This window comes from Aquabacterium sp. (genome assembly GCF_041915145.1).
In the GTDB taxonomy this organism is placed as follows: domain Bacteria; phylum Pseudomonadota; class Gammaproteobacteria; order Burkholderiales; family Burkholderiaceae_C; genus Aquabacterium.
Window position 1 is genome coordinate 54,255 of the sequence record NZ_JAYSBZ010000003.1, and the last position, 25,442, is coordinate 79,696.

Annotated in this window: 21 protein-coding genes; 11 read left to right on the plus strand and 10 right to left on the minus strand. The window is 65.2% G+C overall.

The features are described 5' to 3' along the window. The first annotated feature begins 4 nt into the window (after positions 1 to 4). Positions 5 to 1,855, plus strand: a complete 1,851-nt coding sequence (locus ACE3SS_RS01150) for a nitric oxide reductase activation protein NorD (protein ID WP_374590407.1) — start codon at positions 5 to 7, stop codon at positions 1,853 to 1,855. 252 nt (positions 1,856 to 2,107) lie between these two features. Beyond that, positions 2,108 to 2,845, plus strand: coding sequence for a Crp/Fnr family transcriptional regulator (locus ACE3SS_RS01155; RefSeq protein WP_374590409.1), 738 nt, complete (start codon positions 2,108 to 2,110; stop codon positions 2,843 to 2,845). A 10-nt stretch (positions 2,846 to 2,855) separates the two neighbouring features. On the opposite strand, the gene chrA is transcribed toward ACE3SS_RS01155, so the two are convergent. The 10 genes from chrA to ACE3SS_RS01205 form a co-directional block, all read right to left on the minus strand. Then, positions 2,856 to 4,223: a chromate efflux transporter gene (gene chrA / locus ACE3SS_RS01160; protein WP_374590411.1), complete on the minus strand. Its 1,368-nt coding sequence runs from the start codon at positions 4,221 to 4,223 to the stop codon at positions 2,856 to 2,858. A gap of 64 nt (positions 4,224 to 4,287) precedes the next feature. After that, a complete protein-coding gene (locus ACE3SS_RS01165; protein ID WP_374590445.1) occupies positions 4,288 to 5,895 on the minus strand; it encodes a cytochrome D1 domain-containing protein in 1,608 nt (535 codons plus the stop codon). Between the two features lie 112 nt (positions 5,896 to 6,007). Further along, complete coding sequence (gene nirJ / locus ACE3SS_RS01170; RefSeq protein ID WP_374590413.1) at positions 6,008 to 7,222, minus strand: heme d1 biosynthesis radical SAM protein NirJ; 1,215 nt, start codon at positions 7,220 to 7,222, stop codon at positions 6,008 to 6,010. 14 nt (positions 7,223 to 7,236) lie between these two features. Continuing rightward, the gene (locus ACE3SS_RS01175) at positions 7,237 to 7,743 is read right to left on the minus strand and encodes an Lrp/AsnC family transcriptional regulator (protein ID WP_374590415.1); all 507 of its coding nucleotides are present in this window, start codon (positions 7,741 to 7,743) and stop codon (positions 7,237 to 7,239) included. Then, on the minus strand, positions 7,740 to 8,234 hold the full coding sequence (locus tag ACE3SS_RS01180) for an Lrp/AsnC family transcriptional regulator (protein ID WP_374590417.1): 495 nt from the start codon (positions 8,232 to 8,234) through the stop codon (positions 7,740 to 7,742). The genes ACE3SS_RS01175 and ACE3SS_RS01180 overlap by 4 nt, the downstream gene beginning before the upstream one ends. Continuing rightward, a complete protein-coding gene (locus ACE3SS_RS01185) occupies positions 8,231 to 9,247 on the minus strand; it encodes an Lrp/AsnC family transcriptional regulator (RefSeq protein WP_374590419.1) in 1,017 nt (338 codons plus the stop codon). Before ACE3SS_RS01185 ends, ACE3SS_RS01180 begins: the two co-directional genes overlap by 4 nt. 12 nt (positions 9,248 to 9,259) lie before the next feature. Beyond that, the gene (locus tag ACE3SS_RS01190) at positions 9,260 to 10,462 is read right to left on the minus strand and encodes a cytochrome D1 domain-containing protein (protein WP_374590421.1); all 1,203 of its coding nucleotides are present in this window, start codon (positions 10,460 to 10,462) and stop codon (positions 9,260 to 9,262) included. 148 nt (positions 10,463 to 10,610) lie between these two features. Next, the gene (locus ACE3SS_RS01195; protein ID WP_374590447.1) at positions 10,611 to 10,910 is read right to left on the minus strand and encodes a cytochrome c; all 300 of its coding nucleotides are present in this window, start codon (positions 10,908 to 10,910) and stop codon (positions 10,611 to 10,613) included. A gap of 152 nt (positions 10,911 to 11,062) precedes the next feature. Next, entirely contained in the window at positions 11,063 to 11,374 is a 312-nt protein-coding gene (locus tag ACE3SS_RS01200) for a c-type cytochrome (RefSeq protein WP_374590423.1), read from the minus strand. 12 nt (positions 11,375 to 11,386) lie between these two features. Further along, entirely contained in the window at positions 11,387 to 13,111 is a 1,725-nt protein-coding gene (locus ACE3SS_RS01205; RefSeq protein WP_374590425.1) for a cytochrome D1 domain-containing protein, read from the minus strand. A 344-nt stretch (positions 13,112 to 13,455) separates the two neighbouring features. On the opposite strand from ACE3SS_RS01205, the gene ACE3SS_RS01210 reads away from it, so the two are divergent. From ACE3SS_RS01210 to ACE3SS_RS01250, 9 genes are all read left to right on the plus strand, one after another. After that, positions 13,456 to 14,181 carry a response regulator gene (locus tag ACE3SS_RS01210; protein ID WP_374590427.1) on the plus strand — a complete coding sequence of 242 codons (726 nt, stop codon included), beginning with the start codon at positions 13,456 to 13,458 and terminating at the stop codon, positions 14,179 to 14,181. Between the two features lie 170 nt (positions 14,182 to 14,351). Further along, a complete protein-coding gene (locus tag ACE3SS_RS01215; RefSeq protein ID WP_374590429.1) occupies positions 14,352 to 15,644 on the plus strand; it encodes a nitrate/nitrite transporter in 1,293 nt (430 codons plus the stop codon). Positions 15,645 to 15,674: 30 nt separating this feature from the next. Beyond that, positions 15,675 to 17,126: a NarK family nitrate/nitrite MFS transporter gene (locus ACE3SS_RS01220; protein WP_374590431.1), complete on the plus strand. Its 1,452-nt coding sequence runs from the start codon at positions 15,675 to 15,677 to the stop codon at positions 17,124 to 17,126. A 44-nt stretch (positions 17,127 to 17,170) separates the two neighbouring features. Beyond that, on the plus strand, positions 17,171 to 20,947 hold the full coding sequence (locus ACE3SS_RS01225) for a nitrate reductase subunit alpha (protein WP_374590433.1): 3,777 nt from the start codon (positions 17,171 to 17,173) through the stop codon (positions 20,945 to 20,947). Further along, the gene (gene narH / locus ACE3SS_RS01230; RefSeq protein ID WP_374590435.1) at positions 20,944 to 22,467 is read left to right on the plus strand and encodes a nitrate reductase subunit beta; all 1,524 of its coding nucleotides are present in this window, start codon (positions 20,944 to 20,946) and stop codon (positions 22,465 to 22,467) included. Before ACE3SS_RS01225 ends, narH begins: the two co-directional genes overlap by 4 nt. Then, complete coding sequence (gene narJ / locus ACE3SS_RS01235) at positions 22,464 to 23,174, plus strand: nitrate reductase molybdenum cofactor assembly chaperone (RefSeq protein WP_374590437.1); 711 nt, start codon at positions 22,464 to 22,466, stop codon at positions 23,172 to 23,174. Before narH ends, narJ begins: the two co-directional genes overlap by 4 nt. Next, a complete protein-coding gene (gene narI, locus ACE3SS_RS01240; RefSeq protein ID WP_374590439.1) occupies positions 23,171 to 23,872 on the plus strand; it encodes a respiratory nitrate reductase subunit gamma in 702 nt (233 codons plus the stop codon). The genes narJ and narI overlap by 4 nt, the downstream gene beginning before the upstream one ends. 6 nt (positions 23,873 to 23,878) lie before the next feature. Next, positions 23,879 to 24,673 (plus strand): peptidylprolyl isomerase, encoded by a 795-nt coding sequence (locus ACE3SS_RS01245; protein WP_374590441.1) that lies wholly within the window; start codon positions 23,879 to 23,881, stop codon positions 24,671 to 24,673. 42 nt (positions 24,674 to 24,715) lie between these two features. After that, the gene (locus ACE3SS_RS01250) at positions 24,716 to 25,432 is read left to right on the plus strand and encodes a carbonic anhydrase (protein ID WP_374590443.1); all 717 of its coding nucleotides are present in this window, start codon (positions 24,716 to 24,718) and stop codon (positions 25,430 to 25,432) included. The last annotated feature ends 10 nt before the right edge of the window (positions 25,433 to 25,442 follow it).

Genomic DNA, 25,442 nt, shown 5'->3' on the forward strand with positions numbered 1-25,442 from the left:
CCCCATGGAAGAACTCGTCGGCCGCGTCTGGCACAAATTGATCACCCGCGTATCGGGCAGCGAGTTCGACGCCGCGCGCGTTTCGCTCGACGAGATGCGCCGCCCCATCGAAATGATGTTCCGCGCCGGCGGCGGCTCGCCGCTGCTGCGCCTGCGCGAAGCCGCCAACCAGAATCGCGGCGGCCCACGTGGCTGGCTGCAACGAATTGCCGGCTCCGGCACCGAAGCCGCGCTACCCCAGCTCGACGCCGACAGCCTCGCCCTGCCCGCGTCGCTGGCGGTGTTCGACACCCGCGAGCTCAACCGGGCGCTCTACTTGTGGCTGGCCGCGCTGGCCGCTTTTCATGACACGGCCGAGGGCTGGCTGGCCGACAACATCCGGGCCACGCGCGACGCGCTTGCCGCCTTCCCCGGCTTGCGGTCGCGCTACCGGCGCCTGTGCGCGGCTCACGTGGCCCAGCGTCCCGACCCCGGCGCCCTGACCGGCCCCGCCGCGCGCGCCGAGCAAACGGTGCGCGCAGCCTTGAGCGAGCCGGACAACGACGCCTGGATAGACCCGGACGCGGCGCTGCAGCTGGCCGACGTCGCCCCGGTGTGGCTGTGGCTGAGCCCCAGCGCTGCCGAGCGCACCAGCGCGCAGGCCCGCTCGTCGAGCGACGCGCAAGCCGCCGCGCCCGACACGAACCAGTCTCAAAAGGACAACAAGCGCCGCCACGCCACCGAGACAGACGACCTGCAAAATCGCGCGCCCTTGGTAATGTTTTTCAAGGCCGAGTCGATTCTGTCGTGGAGCGAATACGTGCGCGTCAACCGCGACACCGACGACGACGACGATGGCATGGCGTTGACCGCCGCCAACGACATGCAGACGCTGGCCATTGCGCCCGACGGCCGAACCAGCGCGGCACGCGTCAAGTTCGACCTCGACCTGCCCTCGGCGGCGCAAGACGACATCCCGGTGGTCACGGGCATCCGCCTGCCCGAATGGAACTGGAAGAAGCAGACGCTGGAGCCCGACCGTTGCAGCGCGCAGTTGCAAGTGGTGCGCAGCGCCGCGCCCTACGTCGCCGCCCCCGAATTGCGCGCCACGGCCCGGCGCGTGCGGCGTCAGCTCGAAGCGCTGCGAGCCTTGCCCCGCCGCAGTCACGGCGAAACCAGCGGTGACGAGCTCGACCTGGATGCCTGGGTGCGCCACATCACCAGCGAGCGGGCCGCGCCGCATCGCAACACCGAGGCGCCGGTCTTCAGCCGCCTGCACGACACCGAGCGCAGCCTCGCCTGCCTGCTGCTGGCCGACCTGTCGCTGTCCACCGCCTCGTGGGCCAACAACGACGCGCAGATCATCGACGTGATCCGCGACGCGCTCTACGTGTTCGGCGAAGCCCTCACCGGCCTGGGCGACCCTTTCGCCATGCTGGGCTTCAGTTCGGTCAAGCGACACAACATCCGCATGCAGTTGCTCAAGGGCTTCAACGAGCCCTGGAACGATTCCGTGCGTTCGCGCGTGGGTGCCATCAAACCGGGCTACTACACCCGCATGGGCGCGGCGCTGCGTTTCGCCACGATGGAAATGAAGTTGCGCCCCGAGCGACAGCGCCTCGTGCTGCTGCTCACCGATGGCAAGCCCAACGATCTCGACGTCTACGAAGGCCGCTGGGGCCTTGAAGACACCCGCGCCGCCGTCATCGAAGCCCGCGCCGCCGGCCTGCTGCCCTATTGCGTCACCATCGACCGCGAGGGGCACGACTACCTGCCGCACCTGTTCGGCCCGAAGGGCTACGCGATCGTGCACCACCCGGCCGATCTGGTGTCGAAGCTGAGCACCGTCTACGTCAATCTGGCCACATCCAAATAGCGTTGCGTGCGCGCACCATCTGGGTTCAGGCCGATTGTCCAAGGCGATACGTCGGCCATTCAACAAAATTGGCCCACACCGCTATTTAGACCGAAACTCTTGCGACACCCCCTAATCCTTGATATCAATCAAGTCTGATGTGGCGGCGCTTTTAAAATGCACCCGCGAGCGCGGACCCGGTATCCGCGCGAGCCCGCCCCCCGCCCTGACGCCTGCCGGGGGCTGCGCGCATCGTTTTGCTGTGAGGATGACATGAACTTCTTTTCCACCTTCAAGGTGTCGCCGTACCTGGCGCAACTGCCGCTCTTCAACGAGATGCAGGACGCCGAGTTGGAGCGCCTGGCAGAAGGTTGCATCGTGCGGCGCGCAGCGCGCGGTGAAATGCTGTTTCGCGTGGGCGAGCCTTGCGACGAGTTCCATGTCGTGATTTCGGGGCAGGTCAAGTTGTTCGCCCTGGCACCCAACGGGCAAGAAAAGGTGATCGAGCTCATCAGCCCGGGGCAGCCATTTGCCGAAGCGCTAATGTTCATCGGCCGCCCCTACATCGTGAATGCCCAGGCGCTGGTCGAATCGCTCATCCTGACCGTCAAGAAGCAGGCCGTGCTGCGCGAAATCGAAAACGACCACCGCTTTGCGCTGCGCATGCTGGCGGGCATTTCCAAGCGCATGCACGGCTTGATTCACGATGTGGAGTCGTACTCGCTGCGCTCGGGCACGCAGCGCGTGATCGGCTACCTGCTGCACGAAGACACGCCTGAACTCAATGCCGCCGCCAGCGCCGATGCCGCTGAAGCCTCGCAACCCGTTGAACGCACCGTCACCCTGCCCGTGAGCAAGGCGACGCTGGCCTCACGCCTGTCGCTCACGCCCGAATACTTCTCGCGCGTGCTGCACGAGTTGATCAACGAAGGGCTGATCGAGGTCGACAAGCGCCACATCCGCATCCTCGACACGCAGCGCCTGGCCGCCTACCAGATGAACGCCGCCTGATCGGCGCGCGTCAACCGACCCAGGTTCGGGCGGCCAGTCCCAGCAGGGCACAGGCCGCGATCACGTGGATCACATTGCGCTTGTAGCGAAACAGCGCCACCGCCGCGCCCAGCGCGATCAAGGCCGACACGCCATCGAACGCTCCGGCAAAACCGCGCTGCCACAGCACGTGGTAGCCGAAGAACAAGGCCAGGTTCAGGATCACGCCCACCACCGCCGCCGTGATGGCGGTGAGCGGCGCGGTGAACTGGATGTCGTTGTGCGTGCGCTCAACCAGCGGGCCGCCAGCCAAGATGAACACGAATGACGGCAAGAAGGTGAACCAGGTGACCAGGCTCGCCGCCACCGCGCCCGCCAAGAACATCGCGTCCGGCCCGAACACGGCCTTCACGTAGCCGCCGACAAACCCCACGAAGGCCACCACCATGATGAGCGGCCCCGGCGTGGTCTCGCCCAACGCCAGGCCGTCGATCATCTGCGTGGGGGTCAACCAGCCGTAGTGCGCCACCGCGCCCTGGTAGACGTAGGGCAGCACGGCGTAGGCCCCACCGAAGGTGAGCAACGCGGCCTTGGTGAAGAACCAGCCCATCTGCGTGAAGGCGTGGCCCCAACCGCAAAGCGCCACCAGCAAGCCCATGGGCACGGCCCACAGCAACGCCCCAGCCACCAGGACCCGCACCAGCCGCATCCAGCTGAATGTGGCGTGCCCGGGCGTCGGGGTGGTGTCGTCGATCAGCGCCGGGCCATACGACTGCTTGGCGGCGCCATGCCCCCCGCCCACCGCAAACACCTGCGGCACCACGCGCCCGCCGAAGTAGCCGACCAGCGCCGCCACCGCCACGATCAGCGGAAAGGGCACGTTCAACGCGAAGATCGCCACGAACGACGCCGCCGCGATCGCCCACAGCGCCGAGTGCTTGAGCGCCCGCGACCCGATGCGATGCGCGGCCTGCACCACGATGGCCGTCACCGCCGGCTTGATGCCGTAGAACAGGCCTGCCACCACCGGCACCGTGCCGAACGCGATGTAGACCCACGACAGCGCGATCAAGATGAGCAGCGACGGCAGCACGAACAAGCCGCCCGCCACGATGCCGCCCCAGGTACGGTGCATCAGCCAGCCGATGTAGGTGGCCAGCTGCTGCGCCTCTGGGCCGGGCAGCACCATGCAGTAGTTGAGCGCATGCAGAAAGCGCTTTTCAGAGATCCAGCGCCGGCGCTCCACCAGCTCGCTGTGCATGATGGCGATCTGCCCGGCCGGGCCGCCAAAGCTGATGAATCCCAGCTTGAGCCAGAAGGCAAAGGCCTGCCAGAAGGTGACCGGCTCAGGGGCGGACGAGGCCGGCGCGGCTGGCGAAGACGATGCGGGTGAGTTCACGGGGCGCTCCAATTGAGCGCCGCAGTCTACGGCTCACCGCCGTTTGCTGCTGCCAGCCCCCCGCTCAGTGCGACGTCCCCTCGGACCGGCTGATCTTGTTCCAGACGTTGTACTTGCCCACCGGCTTGCTCATCGGCAGGCGCTTCACCTCCTTGAGCGTCTGCGCGTCGTAGACGATCAAGGCGCCGTCCATCTCCCACAGGCTGGCGAGCGCGTAGCGGCCGTCGCGGGTGAATTCGATGTGCGCCAGCGTCTTGCCCGGCGGGCCTTCGATGGTGGCGGCGGGCTCCAGCGTGGTCTTGTCGATCAGCAGCAGCTTGTTCTTGTTGGCGGGGCTCATCATCGCGTCGACCCAGGCGTAGCGGCTGGCCTCGTGGCTGCGCATGAAGAAGCCGGGGCCCAGCGTCTTGACCTGCTTGATGGTCTGCCAGGTCTGCATGTCGATGATGCTGACCACGCCGTCGCGCAGGTTGGGCGAAGCGAGCACAGTGGTCTGGTGGCCATCGGGCGCCGTCCAGGCCCAGGTGATGCCCGAGCCGAGGTGCGGCATGCCGGGCAGGTCGATGCTGGTGATGCGGCGGCGCGCGTCCAGGCTCACCACCTGGCCTTGCGCCGCTTCGGTGCCGGCCGCCGGGCGCGTGGCGCCAATGGCGAAACGGTAGCTCTGGTCGAAGAAGAAATCATCGAGCGGCGCTTCGAGCGGCGTGCGGCGCACGCCAAAGGTGCCGCGCTCGGCAATGGCCTCGCTCATGCGGTAGTCGTGCACGTAGCCATTGAAGATGGGCGCGGCCTTGGGGTCGTACGAGATCTCCCACAGCTCGGGCACGTCTTTCAGCGCCACCACGAAGCTCTTGCGCGGCGCGGCGTCGTACACGGCGGACACGCGCGAGCTCTGCGTACCGTCGAGCGTGGTCGCGGGGTAGCTCTTGATGAGTTGCAGGTCGGCGTCGAACAGCACCACGCTGTGCGGCAGGTAGTTGCCCGCCATCACGTAGCGGCCGTCGCCCGACACGGCCACGTTGCGCATGTTGATGCCGGCGCGCACCTCGGCCACCACTTGCAGGTTGTAGAGGTCGTATTTGGTGATCCAGCCGTCACGCGATCCGAAGTAGACGAAGCGGCCATCGGGCGAGAACTTGGGCCCGCCGTGCAGCGCAAAGCGCGAGGCGAAGCGGTGGATCACCTCGAACTTGTCGCCATCGACCAGCGAAACATGATGGTCGCCGCCCTCCACCACCACGAAAAGATTGTGCGGATCGGCCGACCACTGGGGCTTGGCGGGCCATTTGGCCGCGCCCGCTGTTTCAAGGCGCGAGGCGCGAATGTCGGCATCCGTCCACTGCGGTCGAGGCTCGACCGGCGTGTAGATGAGCTTGACGAGCGCATCGATCTCGGAGGCGCCAAGCTTGCCGGCATCCCCGCCGAAAGGCTGCATCTGCGTGGCCGGGCGACCGTTGCGGATCACCCTGGCCGCCTCGGCCTTGGGCAAGCGCTCCAGGCTCTCGGGCAGCAGGGCCGGCCCCATGCCACCCAGGCGCTGCGTGCCGTGGCAAGCGGCGCAATGCTGGCTGAACAAGGCGGCGGCGTTGATGGCCGGGGCACTGGCCGCGGCTGCGGGCAGCGATGCGGCGGTTGCGGGAGCCGACGCTACCGGCTCGGCCGCACGGCTCATGTCCCACCCCATGAAGACCAGCCCGGCGGCCAAGGCCAGGCGCCACAGCAGGCTCGTGACGCCCGATTTCTTTTCGTCGCCCACATCAGAGGCGGAGTCGATGCGGCTCATATCAATGCGCGACATATTTGAACGGCGTGGTCACCACGCGCTCTTCGCTGCGCTGCTCGGGGTGCAGGCCGATCTCGTCGTCGGTGAGATAGCAGCCCGGGTCTTCGGCCCAGGGGTTGCCGGTGACCTGCTGGGCGCGCACGCGGGTGTTGCCGTTGCAGATGGCCAGATGCTGGCAACCGGCGCAGCGGCCCTCGACCGGGCGCGGGTGCTGCTTGAGGCCGGCCATCAGCGGGTCGGACGTATCGGGCCAGATCGCCGAGAACGGCCGCTCGCGCACATTGCCCAGCGTGTGATGCCACCACATCGTGTCGGGGTGGACGTTGCCGAGGTTGTCGATGTTGGCCACGTTCACGCCCGATGAATTGCCGCCCCAGCCGATCAGCGTGCGGCGCACGTCGTCGGCCCACTTCGGCAGGTGGCGTTGCACCCATTGCAGCAGGTAGACGCCATCGGCATCGTTGTTGCCGGTCACGAACTCGTCGTCGCGCCCGGCCTGGGCCGATTGCCAGGCTGCGTCGAACAGCAGGTCGAGCGCCTGCCGCGTGGCCTCGAAGTGCGCGTCGCGCCCGCGGTTGAGGTTGCCGCGCCCGGCGTAGTTGAGGTGCGAGAAGTAGAACTTGTTGACGTTCTCGCCGCGCATCAGATCGAGCAGCTTGGGCAGCTCATCGGCGTTGAGATCGGTCATGGTGTAGCGCAAGCCGACCTTCACGCCGTGGCCGCGCAGCAGGTGCACGCCGGCGAGCGATTTGTCGAACGCGCCGATCAGGCGGCGGAAGCGGTCGTGCACGGCGCCGATGCCATCGAGGCTCACGCCCACGTAGTCGAAGCCGGCCGCAGCCACGCGCTCGGCCATCGGCGCGTCGATCAGGGTGCCGTTGCTCGACAGCCCGACGTAGAACTTCAACTCCTTGGCGCGCGCGGCGACCTCGAAGATGTCCTTGCGCAGCAGCGGCTCGCCGCCCGACAAGATCAGCGCCGGCACGCCGAAGGCGCGCAGGTCGGCCATCACGTCGAACACCTCTTGCGTGCTCAGCTCGCCGGCGTAGTCGGTATCGGCCGACAGCGCGTAGCAGTGCTTGCAGGTGAGGTTGCAGCGGCGGATCAAATTCCAGATCACCACCGGGCCGCGCGGCTTGCGCGACACGCGATGCGGGTAGACGCCGCTGCGCTCGGCCTCGGTGAGGTCGCGCATGGTTTCAGAGATGCGGAACATGATGAAGCCTCGTTTCAGTTCGTGGCAGACGGGTTGCCGGACTGTGCCAGACGCAAGCCCGTCTTCTTGAGAATGCGGCTGCTGAACAGCACGTCGTGCGCGCGGCACGCCTCGCCCAGCAGCGCCTGGATCTGCGCGGCCTGCTCGAAGCATTCTTCGCGCGTGTGGCCGTGCACCATGGCAAACAGGTTGTAGGGCCACAGCGGCAGGCGGCGCGGTCGGCGGTAGCAGTGCGACACGAAAGGCAGCGCACCCACTTGCGCGCCGAGCTCGTCCACCCGCTCGTCGGCCACGTTCCAGACGGTCATGCCGTTGGCGACGTAGCCGAGCCGATAGTGGTTGGGCACGGCCCCGATGCGGCGGATCAAGCCGCTTTGCAGCATCGCGCTCAGGCGCTCGCGCACCTGCTGCTCGGTCCAGCCCAGTTGCTGCGCCACGTGTTCGTAGGGGCGCGGCACCAGCGGCAGGCCGCCTTGCGTGGCGGCGATGAGCTGGCGATCCTGTGCAGTCAAGGCGCTCATGCCGGCAACCTCAGCTCAACAAAGAACTCGCGTTCTTTCGGGAAGGCGTACACCGGCAAGCCAGAGAGCGCCTCGATGCGCGTGCAGACCTCGGCCACCAACTCGGGCTTCTCGACGCCGATCACGAACCACATATTGAGCGCGTGCTCGCGACGGTAGTTGTGCGCCACCTCGGGCAGCGCGTTGACCAGCGCGGTGACTTCGTCGAAACGCTCCTCGGGCGCGGCCAGCGCGGCGAGCACGAACTGCCCGCCAGCAGCCTCGATCTGGAACAGCGGGCCGAAGCGCGTGAGCACGCCTGCGTCGAGCAGCGCCTGCAAGCGGGCGATGACGGCGTCTTCACTCAGGCCGAGCGCGGCGCCCACGTCGGCGTATGGCCGCTCGCTGAGCGGGAAGCCGCCGTGCAGGTGGTTGATGAGCGCGCGATCAACATCACTGAGCTCGGCCGGCTGGCCTCGCCCCGCGCGCGCAGGCTGCAAGACGGCGTTCATGCGGCCGCCCGAAAGTAGCGCGCGCCGGTCTGCTTGTAGCGCTTGGTGCTGAAGAGCACGGCGTGCTCGTAGCCGGTCAGGCCCGCCGCCACGCGGGCCAGCTCGATCAGGCTTTGCGCGTCTTCGCGACTGCGGCCGTGCACCATGCAATACAGGTTGTAGGGCCAGCCTTCGTCTCTCGAACGGGCGTAGCAGAGCGTGATGCCGGTCTGACGGGCCAGACGCTCGCCAGCGGCAGCCAGCTCCTCGTCGGGCACGTTGAACACGGTCATCGCGTTGGCATGCAAGCCCAGCTCGTGGTGGCGCACGATGGCGCCAAAACGCCGCAAGGCACCGTTGGTCAGCCAGGTCTCCAGACGACGCAGAACCGAGACTTCGTCGCAGCCGGCCTGCTCGGCCCACAACGCGTAGGGCTGATCGGCCAATGGCAAGCCTTGCTCGACGGCCGCCGCCAGCGCGTGGTCTTCGGGCGGCAGTGGCGCGCAGCAGCTTTGCGCCTTGGCCGGGCAAGCGCCGGTGTAAAGGTCAAAGCCCAGGTCGATGCGAAAGGCGCGGCGCATCGGCAGATGCAAGGCGCGCAGGCCGGTTTGCTGCTCCATCTTCGCCACGGCCGCGTCGCGCTCGACAGCGCTGGGCGCGGTGATGACGAACCAGAGGTTCCAGTGGTGCTCGCGTTCGTAGTTGTGGTTCACGCCCGGGCAGGCATTGACGAGCGCCACCACCTCGGCCATGCGGTCGTGCGGCACGGCGAAGGCGCACAGCATCGCCGAGCCCCCCGCGCCCACGCCGAACACGCCGCCAATGCGGCTCACCGCGCCCGTGGCTTGCAAGCTTCGATATGAGTCCTGCACCAGCGTGGGCCGCACGCCGTAACGCGCCGCGATCACGTCAAAGGGGCGACTCGTCAGCGGGAAGTCGCGCTGCCAGTCGTTGAGCAAGGCCATTTCGAGCGCATGCTCATCCACCGGATCGGCAGCAGGCGTCGATCTCGAAACAGGGGCGGCAACGATCATGAGGGCTCCTCGTCAAAACCCGATGCGTCCGGCGCGCGGCGTGAAGAAGACGCCGCTGGGCGCGTCGAGCGGCAGCGTGGCGAGCGTGTCGAAGCTGCTGGTGTCGATCACGCTGACGTGGTTGGCGTCGCGCGACGAGATCCAGACCTGCTCGCCACGCGGCGTGAATTCAAGATGCAGCACGGCCTTGCCGGGCTCCAGCGTCTTGACGACCTGGTTGCTGGCCGTGTCGATCACCTGCACGCGGCTGTAGTCGGGCACGGCGAAGTTGACCCACACCTGGCGACCGTCGGGGCGCGCCATCACGAAGACCGGCTGGCCGGCCACCGCGATGCGTCCGACCTCTTTCCAGCTTTCGGTATCGACCACCAGCACCTCATGGCGCCCGATGGCCGGCAGATAGGCATGACGCCCCGCAACAGCCCAGCCGCGCAAGTGCGGCATCTTGAAAACAGGCAGGGGCTCCTGCCCCTTGCCGTAGCCCGACAGCACCTTGCGCGCCTGCGGCTGCGCGGCCCACAGATCGACCAGCGCCAGGCCGTCTTCGCCAAACAGGCCGGCGAGGTAATAGCGGCCATCAGGCGTGATCAGTGCGTCGTATGGCTGGTGGCCGATCTGCTTGAGGCGCTGCACGCGCGGCGCCTGACCCGGCGTGGCGGGCACGTCGGCGATCCAGATCTCGTCGGCGTCGAACAGCGAGAACACGAAGCGTTGGCCGCCACCCACCGAGGGCGCGTCGGCCAGGCCGACCACGCGCGACAACTTGCCGCTCTCGTACTCGGCCGGAATGTCGGCCACCAGGGCGAGCGTCTGGGCGTCGAACACCTTCACGCCACCCGGGGTGTAGTTCTGCGCGGCCACGAAACGACCGTCTTGCGACATGGCCCCGCCGATGCTGTTGCCGGCCTGCATGACGCGCGACTCGACGCGGCGCGTGAGCAGGTTCACCTTGCTCAAGCCGCCGTCGCGACCGAACACGTAGGCGTAGAGGCCATCGCGCGAGAACACGACCGAGGCATGCGACAGATCGCCCAGCCCCGGGATCTCGCCCAGCACAGCCTTCGAGGTGGTGTTGACCACCGCCACGGTGCCCTTGGCCCGCTCGATGACCACGCCCAGGTCGCCGGTGCCGACTGGCGCTACCGCTGCGCAGCCGCACAGGGCCAGCGCAAGAACTGCGCTCAGGCGCCGCGCCATGCGGGCAGCGCACTCCATCCGGCGCGCCCGCTCATGGCAGCGCTCCGTCTGCGTCGAATCCATTTTTTCCCCACTTTCACGACTTCGGTCACGCCCCCAAACCGCGAAACGCAAGCAGCTTGCTCAGTCGCCAGCACATGCCGGCACCCGCCAAGCGCCCCCCGTTTCACTCCTTCGGAAAGCCCGCCTGCAACCGCTCGGCGATCCAGCGCGCGTCGGTCGCGCTCAGCATGGACTGCCAGCCCGGCATGGGCGTGCCTGGTCGGCCGTGGAAGATGGTGGCTTGCAGACTCTCGACCGGCTTGCCCGCGAGGGCTTCTCGCGTGAGCGCCGGCCCGAGCCCGCCAGTGAGCTGCATGCCGTGACACGAGCCGCAGTCTTGCCGCACCATGCGTACCAGCTCACGCTGGCGCTCGGGCGTCGGAGGCTCCGATTGAGCCGACTGCGCCGCCATGCTCGGCAGCATCGTCACCACCACACCTCCACATGTGACCAACCCGGCCAGCTTGCGAAGGATCCGCAAGAGCCCGTGCCGCTGCGTCGGCCAACGCTTTGGCGACCCGCTTGCGCGGGTGGGGGACGGGTCTTGCGGAAACTGCACGAATCAACCCGTCGGTCTTACGACTTCAGGATCGACTCGATCACGGCCTTGAGATCAGCGTCGCTGATCTTCTCGGCGTTGTGCGGCGGCATGGGGATCGGGCCCCACACGCCCGAGCCGCCCTTGCGAACCTTGTCGGTCAGCTTGGCAACGGCGTCGCCCTGGCCCTTGTACTTCGCTGCCACGCCCTTGAAGGCGGGGCCCACGACCTTCTTGTCCTTCGCGTGGCAAGCCACGCAACCGGCCTTGGTCATGGCCTCGTCCACCGTCGCGGCCTGGGCAGCCCAGCCAGCGGCCATCAGGGCACACAGCAATGCAATGCGTTTCATATACGGCTCCGATCAGTAGATGTCGTGTTGGGTGTTGTGGACGTTGAAGTGGCCCGTGGGGGTAACCAGACGCGGATCCTTGATCACGGTCTTGAGCTTCAGGGTCTTGTCGTCGACCACCACGATGGCGGACTGCTTGTCCTTCGCCGACCACACCGAGAACCACACCTCGTCACCCGCCTTGTTGTACTCGGGCTGCACCACGCGCATGGCGCCACCGTCGTTCATGCCAGCCCATTGAGCGATCGGCAGAACGCTGTAGCCCTTGGCCAGATTCTTGATGTCGTACACAGCAACAGTGCGCGACACGTTCGGATCCGGATTGAGCGGGTTGTCGACGTACAAGTGCTGCGACTTCGGATGGCTCTTGATGAAGAGCGAACCACCGCCCTGGCTCTTGATGGTCTCAACGACCTTCCAGGCGTACTGCTTGTGGCCCTTGGGGTCGGTGCCGATCAGCGAAATGCCGTCATCGCCCAGGTCACCCGTCGACCACACCGGACCGAACTTCGGGTGAACGAAGTTCGCACCACGACCCGGGTGAGGGATCTTGCCCACATCGATCAGCGCTGCCAGCTTGCCTTCCTTCAGATCGATCGCGGCGATCTTGTTGCTCTGGTTGGCCGCCACCATGAAGTAGCGCTGCGTCGAGTCGAGGCCGCCATCGTGCAGGAAGCGAGCCGTGCCGATTTCGGTGGTCTTGAGCGCGTTGATGTCGGAGTAGTCCACCAGCAGGGTCTTGCCGGTTTCCTTCACGTTCACCACGAACTCAGGCTTGAAGTGCGAAGCCACGATCGAGGCCACGCGGGGCTCGGGGTGGTATTCCTGCTTGTCGACCGTCATGCCGCGGGTGCCCACGATCTTGAGCGGCTCCAGGGTGTCGCCGTTCATGATGGTGTACTGAGGCGGCCAGTAGCTGCCGGCGATCGCCAGCTTGTCCTCGAAGCCCTTGTACTTCGAGGTTTCGACCGAGCGGGCTTCCAGACCCACGCGGATCTCGGCCACGTTGTCGGGCTTTTCCATCCACAGGTCGATCATGTTGATCTTGGCATCGCGGCCGATCACGAACAGATAGCGACCCGAAGCCGACATGCGCGAGATGTGCACCGCGTAACCGGTCTTGACGACGTTGATGATCTTCTTGGTATCGCCATCGATCAGCGCCACTTCGCCGGCATCACGCAGCGTGGTCGAGAAGATGTTGGCGATGTTGTAGTTGTTCATCTTCTTCGTCGGCCGCTTTTCGGGCGGGACGATGACCTTCCAGGTCGACTTCATCTGATCCAGACCCCACTCCGGCGGTTGCGGCGGGTCTTGCTGGATGTAGCGGGCCATGATGTCAACGGTCTTCTCGTCGAGCTCGCCCGAGGTCAGCCAGTTCGGCATGCCGGCCGGCGAGCCGTAAGAGATGAATACCTTGAGGTAATCGGTACCCTTGCTCAGCGTGATGTCGGGCGTCAGCGGCTTGCCGGTGGCACCCTTGCGCAGCACGCCGTGGCAGCCGGCGCAGCGCTCGAAATAGGTCTTGCGGCCCAAGTCGAACTCGGCCTGCGTCATCGCGGGCGCCTTGGGGTTCGTGCTCTGATACATCGGCTCGCTGCCCAGCGGCGAACCACCAGCCTGGTAGTTCACCTCCGGCTGCGTCACGCTCTTGTCCGCAGCGTGTGCCAAGCCACCCAGGGTGGCAAATGCGGCCAGCGCGAGGGTCGTGGCGCGCCGAACTGCTGATCTCTTCATGCGGGTTCTCCTTGTTCGTCCCGGCAGCCCATCCCTGCTTCGATGCAGGCATCGCTCGGAGGTGGCTGCCATCCCTCTTGGCGTAGCGGATGCTGCGCGCGCATATCTGACGATTCCTTGACAATGTTCAAGACTGGAAACAAATCGACTCATGCGACTGACCCACATCAAACCAATTGCCAGAGAAAACCCCATGAGCTCAAACACCCATTGCGTTATCGCCACAGTCATATCTCGTAGCCGCGACCAGGAAGCAGGTAAGCTGCGAGCCGCGCCGCTAGCCGCGTCCGCCCCAGGGGGCTCGCGCGTGTCTTGACCCAATCCCGCCTCAATCCGACCGCACCGTGCCCGTACGCATCCTCGTTGTTGATGACCACACCCTGTTTCGTCGCGGCTTGATCGCACTGTTGTCGCGCGAGTCGCATTTGTCGGTCGTGGCCGAGGCGGCGGACGCCGGCGAGGCGATCCGCCAAGCGCAAGCGGCGCAACCCGACGTGATCCTGCTCGACAACCACCTGCCCGGCGTGCATGGCATCGATGCTCTCCCCCAGCTGCGCGAGGCTGCGCCCCAGGCGCGAATCGTGATGCTGACGGTCAGCGAGGACGCCAACGATCTCGCGCAGGCCTTGGCGCGGGGTGCGGCGGGCTACCTGCTCAAGACCATCGAAGGCGACGCGTTGTCGCAGGCCATCAGCCGGGTGCTGGCGGGCGAATCGGTGGTATCTCCCGAGATGACCGGCAAGTTGATCGCGGCGTATCGCTCGGCCCTGTCTCAACCCGGCACGCCGGCCGCGCCACACCCAGCCGAGCCCGAAGCGGCTGATCCCGAGCCAACGGCCGAAACGCCGTCCGCGCTCGACGCGCTGTCGCCGCGCGAACTCGACATCCTGCGTGAAATCGCCCGAGGCTCCAGCAACAAGGAAATCGCCCGCACGCTGGGCATCGCGGAAACCACGGTGAAGATCCACGTGCAGCACATTCTGCGCAAGCTCGGGCTGACGTCCCGCGTGCAAGCCGCCGTGATGGCTGCCGCCCAGCTACCCAGCAGCCCGGGCGCAAACCCGTATTGATGCAGCACAAGACTGACCGCATTCGCTGCGCCAGTAGTTCCTTGGAACGATAGCCAACCACCCGGGCGGCCAGCGGCATTGTCCTTTTGGATTCACACCCCTCGCCGGGCGAAGGATATTCGCCATCAGGGTGAATACCGACACTGCAAGGCATGGGAAAGGAGTTCACCATGTCTTCCGCCAGTGCTTCCGCAACCAAGTCTCCCAAGGCGCTGTCTGTGCTGATCGTCAGCACGCTCGCCTTTACCGTCTGTTTCATGGTCTGGATGATGTTCGGCGTCATCGGCATCCCGATCAAGAAGGCTCTCAACCTCAGCGCCACGCAATTCGGTCTGCTGACCGCCATGCCGGTGCTCACCGGTTCGCTGGTGCGCGTGCCGCTGGGCATCTGGACCGACCGTTTCGGCGGTCGCGTCGTACTTTTCACCATCTTGCTGCTGTGCGTGCCGCCCATCTACCTGATGAGCTACGCCACCGAGTACTGGCACTTCCTGGTGCTGGGGCTGTTCGTCGGTCTGGCGGGCGGCGTGTTCTCGGTGGGCACGCCCTACGTGGCGCGCTGGTTCCCGAAGAACAAGCAGGGCTTCGCGATGGGCGTGTTCGGCGCAGGCAACTCGGGCGCGGCGGTCAACAAGTTCGTGGCCCCGGCCATCGTGGTGGCCGCAGGCTGGACAATGGTGCCCAAGGTCTACGCCGCCATCATGCTGGGCACGGCCATCATCTTCTGGCTGGGCAGCGCCCACGATCCGGCGCACGTCGTGCCGGCCAGCAAGGGCGGCTTCATGGCCCAGATGCAGGCCCTGAAGGATCCGCGCGTGCTCAAGTACTGCCAGTACTACTCGATCGTCTTTGGCGGTTACGTGGGCTTGGCGCTGTGGATGGTGCAGTACTACGTGGGTGAGTACGGCCTCGACATCCGCGTGGCTGCCCTGCTGGCCGCGTGCTTCTCGCTGCCGGGCGGCGTGCTGCGCGCCATCGGCGGCTGGCTGTCCGACAAGCATGGCGCCCACACCGTCACCTGGTGGGTGCTGTGGGTGTGCTGGATCTGCACCTTCGTGCTGAGCTACCCGCAAACCGACTTCACCATCCTGACCACCAAGGGCGCGCAGACCTTCCACATCGGCCTCAACGTGTACACCTTCACGGCCGTGATGGGTCTGCTCGGCGTGGCCATGGCCTTCGGCAAGGCCAGCGTGTTCAAGTACATCAGCAACGACTACCCGCAGAACATCGGCACCATCTCGGGCATCGTCGGCCTGGCCGGCGGCATGGGCGGTTTTCTGCTGCCGATCATGTTCGGCTACCTGCTCGACCTCACCGGCATCCGCTCCAGCGCCTTCATGCTGCTCTACGGCGTGGTGTGGGTCTCGCTGATCTGGATGTACTGGACCGAAGTCCGCAAGACCGAAGTCATCGGCGAAAACGCCCCGCTCGCGCCCTTCAGCCGCGCGTTCAAGAACTGACCCCCCTCACCGAAAACGAGGATCACCATCATGAACAACAGCATCTCTGCGCCAACCCCGGCTCGCCCCGGTTCGACGCTGCACATCTGGACGCCTGAAGACAAAACCTTCTGGGAAGCCGAAGGCCAGGCCATCGCCAAGCTCAACTTGTGGATCTCGGTGCCATCGCTGTTTCTGGCGTTCGCCGTGTGGCAGCTCTGGAGCGTGGCCGCCGTCAACCTGCCGCAGCTGGGCTTCAAGTATTCGACCAACCAGCTGTTCTGGCTGGCGGCCGCACCGGCGCTCTCGGGCGCCACGCTGCGCATCTTCTACTCGTTCATGGTGCCCATCGTGGGTGGCCGCCGCTGGACGGCCATCTCGACCGCCTCGTTGCTGATCCCGGCACTGGGCATCGGCTACGCCATCCAGGATCCGACCACGCCCTACCCGACGATGCTCATCCTGGCGCTGCTGTGCGGCCTGGGTGGCGGCAATTTCTCGTCGTCGATGGCCAACATCAGCTTTTTCTTCCCGCAGGAGCGCAAAGGCTCGGCGCTGGGCGTCAACGCGGGCCTGGGCAACCTGGGTGTGTCGGTGGTGCAGTTCCTCAGCCCCGTGATCATCTCGGTGGGCGTGTTTGGCGTGTTCGGCGGTGAGCCTCAGCACATCGTCAACAAGGCCGGCGAGCATGTGAGCATCTGGGCCCAAAACGCCGCGTTCGTCTGGGTGCCCTGGATCGTGCTGACGACCGTCATCGCCTGGTTCTTCATGAACGACATCGCCGACGCCAAGGCTTCGTTTGCCGCGCAGGCGGCGATCTTCCGCAACAAGCACAACTGGCTGATGTGCCTGCTCTACCTCGGCACCTTCGGTTCGTTCATCGGTTATGCTGCCGGCTTTCCGTTGCTGATCAAGTCGCAATTCAAGGACGTCAACCCCGTGGCCTACGCCTGGATCGGCCCGCTGGTCGGTGCACTGATTCGCCCGGTGGGCGGCTGGCTCGCCGACAGGCTCGGTGGAGCGCGCGTGACGTTCTGGAACTTCATCGTGATGGCGGTAGCCGTATTCGGCGTGCTGTACTTCCTGCCCAAGACCAGCGGCAGCGCCTTCGCCCTGCCGTTCGGGCCCGAAGCCGGCAGTTTCACGGGCTTTTTCCTGATGTTCGTGGTGCTCTTCCTGACCACCGGCATTGGCAACGGCTCGACTTTCCGCATGATTCCCGTGATCTTCATGAACCTCAAGACCGCCAAGGTGCAACGCAACGATCAGGTCGCCATGGCCGGTGCGGTGAAAGAAGCCAACACCGAGGCCGCCGCCGTGCTGGGTTTCACCGGCGCGTTCGCGGCCTACGGTGGGTTCTTCATCCCCAAGAGCTACGGCTCGGCCATCGCCGCCACGGGTGGCCCTGAGATTGCGCTGATGTGCTTCATTGCCTTTTACGTTCTGTGCATCCTGACCACCTGGTGGTTCTATGCACGCAAACACGCCGAACAGCCTTGCTGATTCCGGCATAAACCGGAGACGACATCCATGACCGGAGTTCTCAAATGAGTCACTTTCTAGACCGCCTGACTTTCTTCGCGCAACCCAAGCAAGAGTTCGCGAACGGCCACGGCGTCACCACGGGCGAAGATCGCACCTGGGAAGACGCCTATCGCAACCGTTGGGCACACGACAAGATCGTGCGCTCCACGCACGGCGTGAACTGCACGGGCTCTTGCTCGTGGAAGATCTACGTCAAGGGCGGCATCGTGACCTGGGAAACCCAGCAGACCGACTACCCCCGCACCCGCGACGACCTGCCCAACCACGAGCCCCGTGGTTGCCAGCGCGGCGCCAGCTACAGCTGGTACCTCTACAGCGCGCAACGCGTGAAGCACCCGATGGTGCGCGGCGAACTGCTCAAGCACTGGCGCGCAGCCCGCGCCGTGGCCAAGAGCGCTGTCGATGCCTGGTCCAACCTGATGGACAACGCCGAGACTCGCAGCAGCTGGCAAAAGGAGCGCGGCCTGGGCGGCTTCGTTCGCGCCAGCTGGGATGAAGTCAACGAACTCATCGCCGCGGCCAACGTCCACACCATCAAGAAGCACGGCCCTGATCGCATCGTCGGCTTCTCGCCGATTCCGGCCATGTCGATGGTGTCCTATGCCGCAGGCAGCCGCTACCTGAGCCTCATCGGCGGCGTGCCGCTGTCGTTCTACGACTGGTACTGCGACCTGCCGCCGTCGAGCCCGCAAATCTGGGGCGAGCAGACCGACGTGGCCGAATCGGCCGACTGGTACAACTCGAACTTCATCATCGCGTGGGGCTCCAACGTTCCGCAGACCCGCACGCCCGACGCGCACTTCTTCACCGAAGCGCGCTACAAAGGCACCAAGACGGTCGCGGTGACGCCCGACTACTCCGAAGTCGCCAAGCTGTGCGATCTCTGGATGCACCCCAAGCAGGGCACAGACGCCGCCGTGGCCATGGCCATGGGTCACGTGATCCTCAAGGAGTTCTACTTCGACAAGCGCTCGGCCTATTTCGACGATTACGCCCGCCGCTACACCGACTTGCCCAACCTTGTCCTGCTCAAAGAGCAGGACACCGATTCGGGCAAGGCACTCGTGCCGAGTCGCTACGTGCGTGCTAGCGACTTCCACGGCAAGCTGGGCCAGGACAACAACCCCGAGTGGAAAGTGGTGGCCTACGACGAAAACGGCAAGGCCGTGCTGCCCAACGGTTCGATCGGCTTCCGCTGGGGCCCCGAAGGCCGCCTGGATCAAGGCAAGTGGAACCTCGAAGCCAAAGAGGCCCGCCACGACGGCGACGTGAAGCTCAAGCTGTCGGTGCTCGAAGGCAACCCCGGCAACACCGCCGTCAACGCGGTGGCCTTCCCGTATTTCGGTGGCGTCGAGAACCCGCACTTCACGGCCAACAAGCACGGCGACGTGCTGCTGCGCAAGGTGCCGATGCAACAGCTCAAGCTGACCATCGACGGTGTCGAGCAAGACGTGTGGGTGGCCACCGTGTTCGACCTGCAGGTGGCGCAATACGGCGTCGATCGCGGCTTTGGCGATGGAGCCAAGAACTACGACGAGAACACGCCCTACACCCCGGCCTGGCAAGAACAGATCACCGGCGTGCCTCGCGATCAGGTGATCAGCGTGGCCCGACAGTTCGCCGATAACGCCGACAAGACGCATGGCCGCTCGATGGTCATCATCGGCGCCGCCATGAACCACTGGTATCACTGCGACATGAACTACCGCGGCATCATCAACATGCTGATGATGTGCGGTTGCGTGGGCCAAAGTGGTGGCGGCTGGGCGCACTACGTGGGCCAGGAGAAGCTGCGTCCGCAAACCGGCTGGACGGTGCTGGCCTTCGCGCAAGACTGGCTGCGCCCCGCACGTCTGCAAAACGGCACCAGCTTCTTCTACGCGCACACCGACCAGTGGCGCTACGAAAAGCTCAGCGTGGGCGAAGTGCTCTCGCCGCTGGCCGACAAGGCCGAGTTCGGCGGCAGCATGATCGACTACAACGTGCGCGCCGAGCGCATGGGCTGGCTGCCCAGCGCGCCGCAACTCGAGACCAACCCGCTGCAAGTGGTGCGCGACGCGCAGTCCAAAGGCATGGATGCCAAGGACTACGTGGTGCAGTCGCTCAAGAACGGCTCGCTAAAGATGAGCTGCGAGGATCCCGACAACCCCGCCAACTGGCCGCGCAACATGCTCGTGTGGCGCTCCAACATCCTGGGCTCGTCGGGCAAGGGTCACGAGTACTTCCTCAAGCACCTGCTGGGCACCACGCACGGCCTGCTGGGCAAGGATCTGGGCCACGAAGAGGCCAAGCCGAAAGAGGTGAAGTGGCACGAGCACGCCCCCGAGGGCAAGCTTGATCTGCTGGTGACGCTCGACTTCCGCATGAGCACCACCTGCCTGTACTCCGACATCGTGCTGCCCACCGCCACGTGGTACGAGAAGAACGACCTCAACACGTCGGACATGCACCCCTTCATCCACCCGCTGTCGGCGGCCGTGGACCCGGCCTGGGAAGCACGCTCCGACTGGGATATCTACAAAGGCTTCGCCAAGAAGTTCTCCGAGGTCTGCGTCGGCCACCTCGGCGTCGAGAAAGAAGTGGTGCTCACGCCCATCATGCATGACACCGCCGCCGAGCTGGCGCAGCCCTTCGGCGTGCAAGACTGGAAGCGCGGCGAGATCGACCTGATCCCGGGAAAGACGGCGCCGCAGATCACCGTGGTCGAGCGCGACTACCCCAACACCTTCAAGCGCTTCACCGCGCTGGGCCCCTTGATGAGCAAGCTGGGCAACGGTGGCAAGGGCATCGGCTGGGACACCAAGGACGAAGTGCACGCCCTGGGCGAGCTCAACGGCCTGGTGCGCGACGCGGGCGCGAGCAAGGGCATGCCCAAGATCGAGTCCGACATCGACGCCACCGAAGTCATCCTGATGTTCGCGCCCGAGACCAACGGCCACGTCGCCGTGAAGGCCTGGGAAGCGCTGAGCAAGCAGACCGGCCGCGAGCACGCGCACCTGGCGTTGCACCGCGAAGACGAAAAGATCCGCTATCGCGATGTTCAAGCGCAACCGCGCAAGATCATCTCGTCGCCGACGTGGTCGGGTCTCGAGAGCGAGAAGGTCAGCTACAACGCCGGCTATACCAACGTGCACGAACTGATCCCATGGCGCACCCTCACGGGCCGTCAGCAGTTCTACATGGATCACCCCTGGATGGTCGCGTTCGGCGAAGGTTTTGCGTCGTATCGTCCGCCGGTCGATCTCAAGACCATCTCGGCCGTGCACAACCGCAAGCCCAATGGCCACAAGGAGATCGCGCTCAACTTCATCACGCCGCACCAGAAGTGGGGCATCCACTCGACCTACACCGACAACCTGTTGATGCTCACGCTCAACCGCGGCGGCCCGGTCATCTGGATCAGCGAAGAAGACGCCAAGACGGCAGGCATCGTCGACAACGACTGGGTCGAGCTGTTCAACGTCAACGGGGCGATCGCTGCTCGCGCCGTGGTGAGCCAGCGCGTCAACCAGGGCATGACGCTGATGTATCACGCGCAAGAGAAGATCATCAACACCCCGGGCGCCGAAACCACCGGCACGCGCGGCGGCATCCACAACTCGGTGACGCGCGTGGTGCTCAAGCCCACGCACATGATCGGTGGATACGCGCAGTTTGCCTACGGCTTCAACTACTACGGAACCATTGGCACCAACCGCGATGAATTCGTGCTGGTGCGCAAGATGAACAAGGTCGATTGGCTCGACGACGAACCCAACAACGAAGGAGCGCACGCATGAAGATTCGTGCCCAAATCGGCATGGTCCTGAACCTGGACAAGTGCATTGGTTGCCATACCTGCTCGGTGACCTGCAAGAACGTCTGGACCAGCCGCCCCGGCGTCGAGTACGCCTGGTTCAACAACGTTGAATCGAAGCCCGGTATTGGCTATCCCAAAGAGTGGGAAAACCAGGACAAATGGAACGGCGGATGGGTGCGCAAGCCCAGCGGCAAGATCGAGCCGCGCCAAGGCGGCAAGCTCAGCCTGTTGATGAAGATCTTCGCCAACCCGAACTTGCCCGAGATCGACGACTACTACGAGCCGTTCACCTTCGATTACGAGCACCTGCACAACGCGCCCAAGAGCAAGGCCGCGCCGGTGGCTCGTCCGCGCAGCCTGATCACGGGCCAGCGCATGGAGAAGATCGAGTGGGGCCCGAACTGGGAAGAAATCCTCGGCGGCGAATTCAGCAAGCGCAGCAAGGACAAGAACTTCGACGAGATCCAGAAGGACATCTACGGCCAGTTCGAGAACACCTTCATGATGTACCTGCCGCGTCTGTGCGAGCACTGCCTCAACCCTGCGTGCGTGGCATCGTGTCCCTCGGGCTCGATCTACAAGCGCGAGGAAGACGGCATCGTGCTGATCGACCAGGACAAGTGCCGCGGCTGGCGCATGTGCATCTCGGGCTGCCCTTACAAGAAGATCTACTACAACTGGCAATCGGGCAAGGCCGAGAAGTGCATCTTCTGCTACCCGCGTATCGAGGCCGGCATGCCCACGGTGTGCTCCGAGACCTGCGTGGGCCGCATCCGCTACCTCGGCGTGCTGCTCTATGACGCCGATCGCATTCAAGAAGCTGCAAGCGTCGAGCGCGACCGCGATCTGTATCAGGCACAACTCGATATCTTCCTGGACCCGAACGATCCGAAGGTGATCGAGCAGGCCCGCAAGGACGGCATCCCCGAAGCCTGGCTCGAGTCGGCCCGCAAGAGCCCGGTCTACAAGATGGCTGTCGACTGGAAGGTCGCGCTGCCGCTGCACCCCGAGTACCGCACGCTGCCGATGGTCTGGTACATCCCGCCTCTGTCGCCCATTCAATCGGCAGCCAATGCCGGCCAGATCGGCATCAACGGCGAGATCCCCGACGTCAACCAGCTGCGCATCCCGGTGAAATACCTGGCCAACCTGCTGACCGCCGGCGACACCCAGCCCGTGACGCGCGCGCTTGAGCGCATGCTGGCCATGCGCGCCTTCATGCGCGGCAAGCATGTCGATGGCGCCGAGAACAAGCGCGCCATCGATCAGGTGGGTCTCAACCCCGACACCGTCGAAGACATGTATCGCGTGATGGCCATCGCCAACTACGAAGATCGTTTCGTGGTGCCCTCGGCTCACCGCGAATATGCCGAAAACGCATTCGATGTGCGCGGCGGATGCGGCTTCTCGTTCGGCAATGGATGCTCGGAAGGCCAGACCGACACCAGTCTGTTCGGCAGCAAGAAGCGTCGCACGATTCCGATCAAGGCGAAAGCATGAGCACCAAGCAGACACCGACCTACAGCTTGCGCGCCCTGGCTCACATCGTGGGCTACCCCAGCGCCGAGTTGCGTGCGGCCCTGCCCGATCTGCGCGAGGCGCTTCGCGCCGAGCAGGCCCTGCCCGCCTCTCGCCAGCAAGGCTTGGAGACGCTGATCGAGTCGCTCGCGCAACGTGACGCGCTGACCGTCGAGGCCGAGTACGTGGAGCTGTTTGACCGGGGTCGCGCCACGTCGCTGCACCTGTTCGAACACGTTCACGGCGACTCGCGCGACCGCGGCCCGGCCATGATCGACCTGCTCAAGACCTACGAGCAAGGCGGCCTCTATCTCGACCCTGCCCAGGTCAACGGCGAGCTGCCTGACTATCTGCCCATCGTGCTCGAGTTCATCTCGACGCTGCCGCATGAGCAGATGGTGGGCTTTGTCGGCGAGATCGCGCACATCCTGAACGCGCTCTACGCGGCCCTGCTCAAGCGACGCAGCTGGTACGCCCACGTGCCCGCTGCCGTGCTTGAACTCGGCGAGCAAGCCATCACCCTGGTTGACGTCCCCGAGGAAGAAGCGCTCGACGCCACTTGGCTGGAGCCCGACGCCTTTGGCGGCTGCACCAGCAAGGGTCAGCAGAGCCCCGACCAGCCACAACCCATCCAGATCGTCCGGCGCAACACCAACGCTGCCGGCCAACATCGAGGAGCATCGGCATGAGCCTCACGCATCAATTCATCTTTGGCATCTACCCCTACATCTGTGGCGCGCTGTTCCTGTTCGGCAGCCTGGCCCGTTTCGATCGCGATCAGTACACCTGGCGCAGCGAATCGAGCCAACTGCTGGCCACCGGCACCCTGCGCGTCGGTTCCAACTTCTTTCACCTGGGCATCATCGGCCTGTTCTTCGGCCACTTCTTCGGCATGCTCACGCCACCCGAGATCATCCACTCGCTGGGCGTGACTACCTCGCAAAAGCAACTGCTCGCCATGGTCGCCGGCGGCACGATGGGCACGATCGGCCTGATCGGGCTGCTGCTGCTGATCCAGCGCCGCCTCGGCAACGAACGCGTGCGCGCCACGTCCAAGCCGCGCGATTTCCTCGTGCTGTTCTGGATCCTGGCCACGCTGCTGCTGGGTTTGTCGACGCTGCCCGTTTCGGCCCAGCATCGCGATGGTGAAGAGATGCTCCATCTCATGTCATGGGCCCAGCATCTGATGACGTTCCGTGGCGATGCCCCGGCCTTCATCACCGAGGTGTCCCCCGTCTTCAAGGTGCACATGTTCATGGGCATGACGCTGTTCGCGATCTTCCCGTTCACCCGTCTGGTGCACGTGTGGAGCGGTTTCGCCGCTGCGGGCTACGTGATTCGTCCGTGGCAAGTGGTGCGCAGCCGCAAGATCGGTCTGCCGGAGTAATCAGCCATGCACAACGTCGCCCCGCCGACAGGCCTGCCTTTTGTTTTGAGCGTCGGCGACGTGGTGCTGGCCGAAGATGCCTCGGCGCTGACCGATGCCGAGCGTCGTCAACGCGCCAGCATCGAGTTGCTGCGACAGCAGGCCATTCAAGATGGCTTGCTGGATGCGTCTGACGACGCGCCGCAAGATGGCGTGTTCAGCGAAGCAGCGCTCGACGCCATCGACCAGTGGCTCGATGCCAACCTTTCGGTTCCCGAGCCCGATGAGTCCAGTTGCCGCCGGCATCACGCCGCCCATGCCGCGCAGTTCGCCGTGGGTGAACGCGTGCAGGCGCGGCACATTCTCTTTGCCGTCACCGAAGGCGTCGATGTAACGGCGCTGCGCAAGCACGCCGAGCAGGTGCTGCTCGACGTGCGCGCCCAGCCCGAGCAGTTTGTGGCCGCCGCGCAAAAGTGGTCGAACTGCCCCAGCAGCCAGCAAGGCGGCGATCTGGGCTGGCTTGAAGCACACGAGTGCGTGCCCGAGTTTTCTCGCGAGCTGTTCGGGCAGACCGATGACCAGGCCAATGTGGGCGTGTTGCCGCGCCTGGTGCACAGCCGCTTCGGCCTGCATGTGGTCGAAGTGCTGGCGCGCGAGCCGGGTCAGCAACAGCCTTTCGATGTGGTGCGCGATGCAGTCGCGCAATCGCTGCGCCAGCAGGCGTGGGTCACGGCGCTGCGTCAAGCCCTGCGCATGCTGGCTGGGCGCACATCGGTTGAGGGCGTGGATCTCGACGCGGCTGAATCCCCGCTGCTGCAATAAACCCGGCATCGGCAGGAGCCGCGCCACCGAGCATCGAGCGTTATGGATGACCTGCTGCAACGGTTGAGGCGCTTTCAGAGCGACTACTTTCCGTCGATGCGCGAGCAGTTCAAGCAGCTCGTCGACGACGGACAGCATCCCACCACGCTTTTCATTGGCTGCTCGGATTCGCGCCTGGTGCCCTACATGCTCACGGGGTCGGGGCCGGGCGAGCTGTTCGTGGTGCGCAACGTGGGTGCGCTCGTGCCGCCGTTTGATGGCTCGCGCGGGCATCACGGCACCACGGCGGCCATCGAATATGCCGTGCTCAACCTGCACGTCACCAACATCATCGTGTGCGGGCACAGCCACTGCGGCGCCATGCGCGCGCTGTACGACGAGATCCCCGCCGAGGCGGTCAACCTGGGGCCGTGGCTCGATCTGGCACGCGAGGCCGCCTTGCCGGTGCGGGTCAGCGAAGAGGCGCTGCGCCGCACCGAGCAGCGTTCGGTGGTGCTGCAGCTCGAGCGACTGATGGCGTATCCGATGGTGCGTCAGCGCGTCGAGAGCGGCAAGATCTTCTTGCACGGTTGGCACTACGTGATCGAAAACGGCGTGGTCGAGGTGTTCGACGTGCATTCGGGGCGGTTCATTCCGGCCTCCGAATCGAGCCACAGCGGCACCGGGCCTTATGTGCCGCACATCCCAGGGCCAGGCGAACCAGACAGCCCGATCTTCAACGAACTGGACGACAGCTACGCGCGGCATCTGCGGCGTTAGCAGCTCCCCC

Coding starts and splice junctions, on each gene's coding strand:
- ACE3SS_RS01150 (WP_374590407.1), top strand. CDS start 5: ATGGAAGAACTCGTCGGCCGCGTCTGGCACAAATTGATCACCCGCGTA.
- ACE3SS_RS01155 (WP_374590409.1), top strand. CDS start 2,108: ATGAACTTCTTTTCCACCTTCAAGGTGTCGCCGTACCTGGCGCAACTG.
- ACE3SS_RS01165 (WP_374590445.1), bottom strand. CDS start 5,895: ATGAGCCGTGCGGCCGAGCCGGTAGCGTCGGCTCCCGCAACCGCCGCA.
- nirJ (WP_374590413.1), bottom strand. CDS start 7,222: ATGTTCCGCATCTCTGAAACCATGCGCGACCTCACCGAGGCCGAGCGC.
- ACE3SS_RS01175 (WP_374590415.1), bottom strand. CDS start 7,743: ATGAGCGCCTTGACTGCACAGGATCGCCAGCTCATCGCCGCCACGCAA.
- ACE3SS_RS01180 (WP_374590417.1), bottom strand. CDS start 8,234: ATGAACGCCGTCTTGCAGCCTGCGCGCGCGGGGCGAGGCCAGCCGGCC.
- ACE3SS_RS01185 (WP_374590419.1), bottom strand. CDS start 9,247: ATGATCGTTGCCGCCCCTGTTTCGAGATCGACGCCTGCTGCCGATCCG.
- ACE3SS_RS01190 (WP_374590421.1), bottom strand. CDS start 10,462: ATGGAGTGCGCTGCCCGCATGGCGCGGCGCCTGAGCGCAGTTCTTGCG.
- ACE3SS_RS01195 (WP_374590447.1), bottom strand. CDS start 10,910: ATGCTGCCGAGCATGGCGGCGCAGTCGGCTCAATCGGAGCCTCCGACG.
- ACE3SS_RS01200 (WP_374590423.1), bottom strand. CDS start 11,374: ATGAAACGCATTGCATTGCTGTGTGCCCTGATGGCCGCTGGCTGGGCT.
- ACE3SS_RS01205 (WP_374590425.1), bottom strand. CDS start 13,111: ATGAAGAGATCAGCAGTTCGGCGCGCCACGACCCTCGCGCTGGCCGCA.
- ACE3SS_RS01215 (WP_374590429.1), top strand. CDS start 14,352: ATGTCTTCCGCCAGTGCTTCCGCAACCAAGTCTCCCAAGGCGCTGTCT.
- ACE3SS_RS01220 (WP_374590431.1), top strand. CDS start 15,675: ATGAACAACAGCATCTCTGCGCCAACCCCGGCTCGCCCCGGTTCGACG.
- ACE3SS_RS01225 (WP_374590433.1), top strand. CDS start 17,171: ATGAGTCACTTTCTAGACCGCCTGACTTTCTTCGCGCAACCCAAGCAA.
- narH (WP_374590435.1), top strand. CDS start 20,944: ATGAAGATTCGTGCCCAAATCGGCATGGTCCTGAACCTGGACAAGTGC.
- narJ (WP_374590437.1), top strand. CDS start 22,464: ATGAGCACCAAGCAGACACCGACCTACAGCTTGCGCGCCCTGGCTCAC.
- narI (WP_374590439.1), top strand. CDS start 23,171: ATGAGCCTCACGCATCAATTCATCTTTGGCATCTACCCCTACATCTGT.
- ACE3SS_RS01245 (WP_374590441.1), top strand. CDS start 23,879: ATGCACAACGTCGCCCCGCCGACAGGCCTGCCTTTTGTTTTGAGCGTC.
- ACE3SS_RS01250 (WP_374590443.1), top strand. CDS start 24,716: ATGGATGACCTGCTGCAACGGTTGAGGCGCTTTCAGAGCGACTACTTT.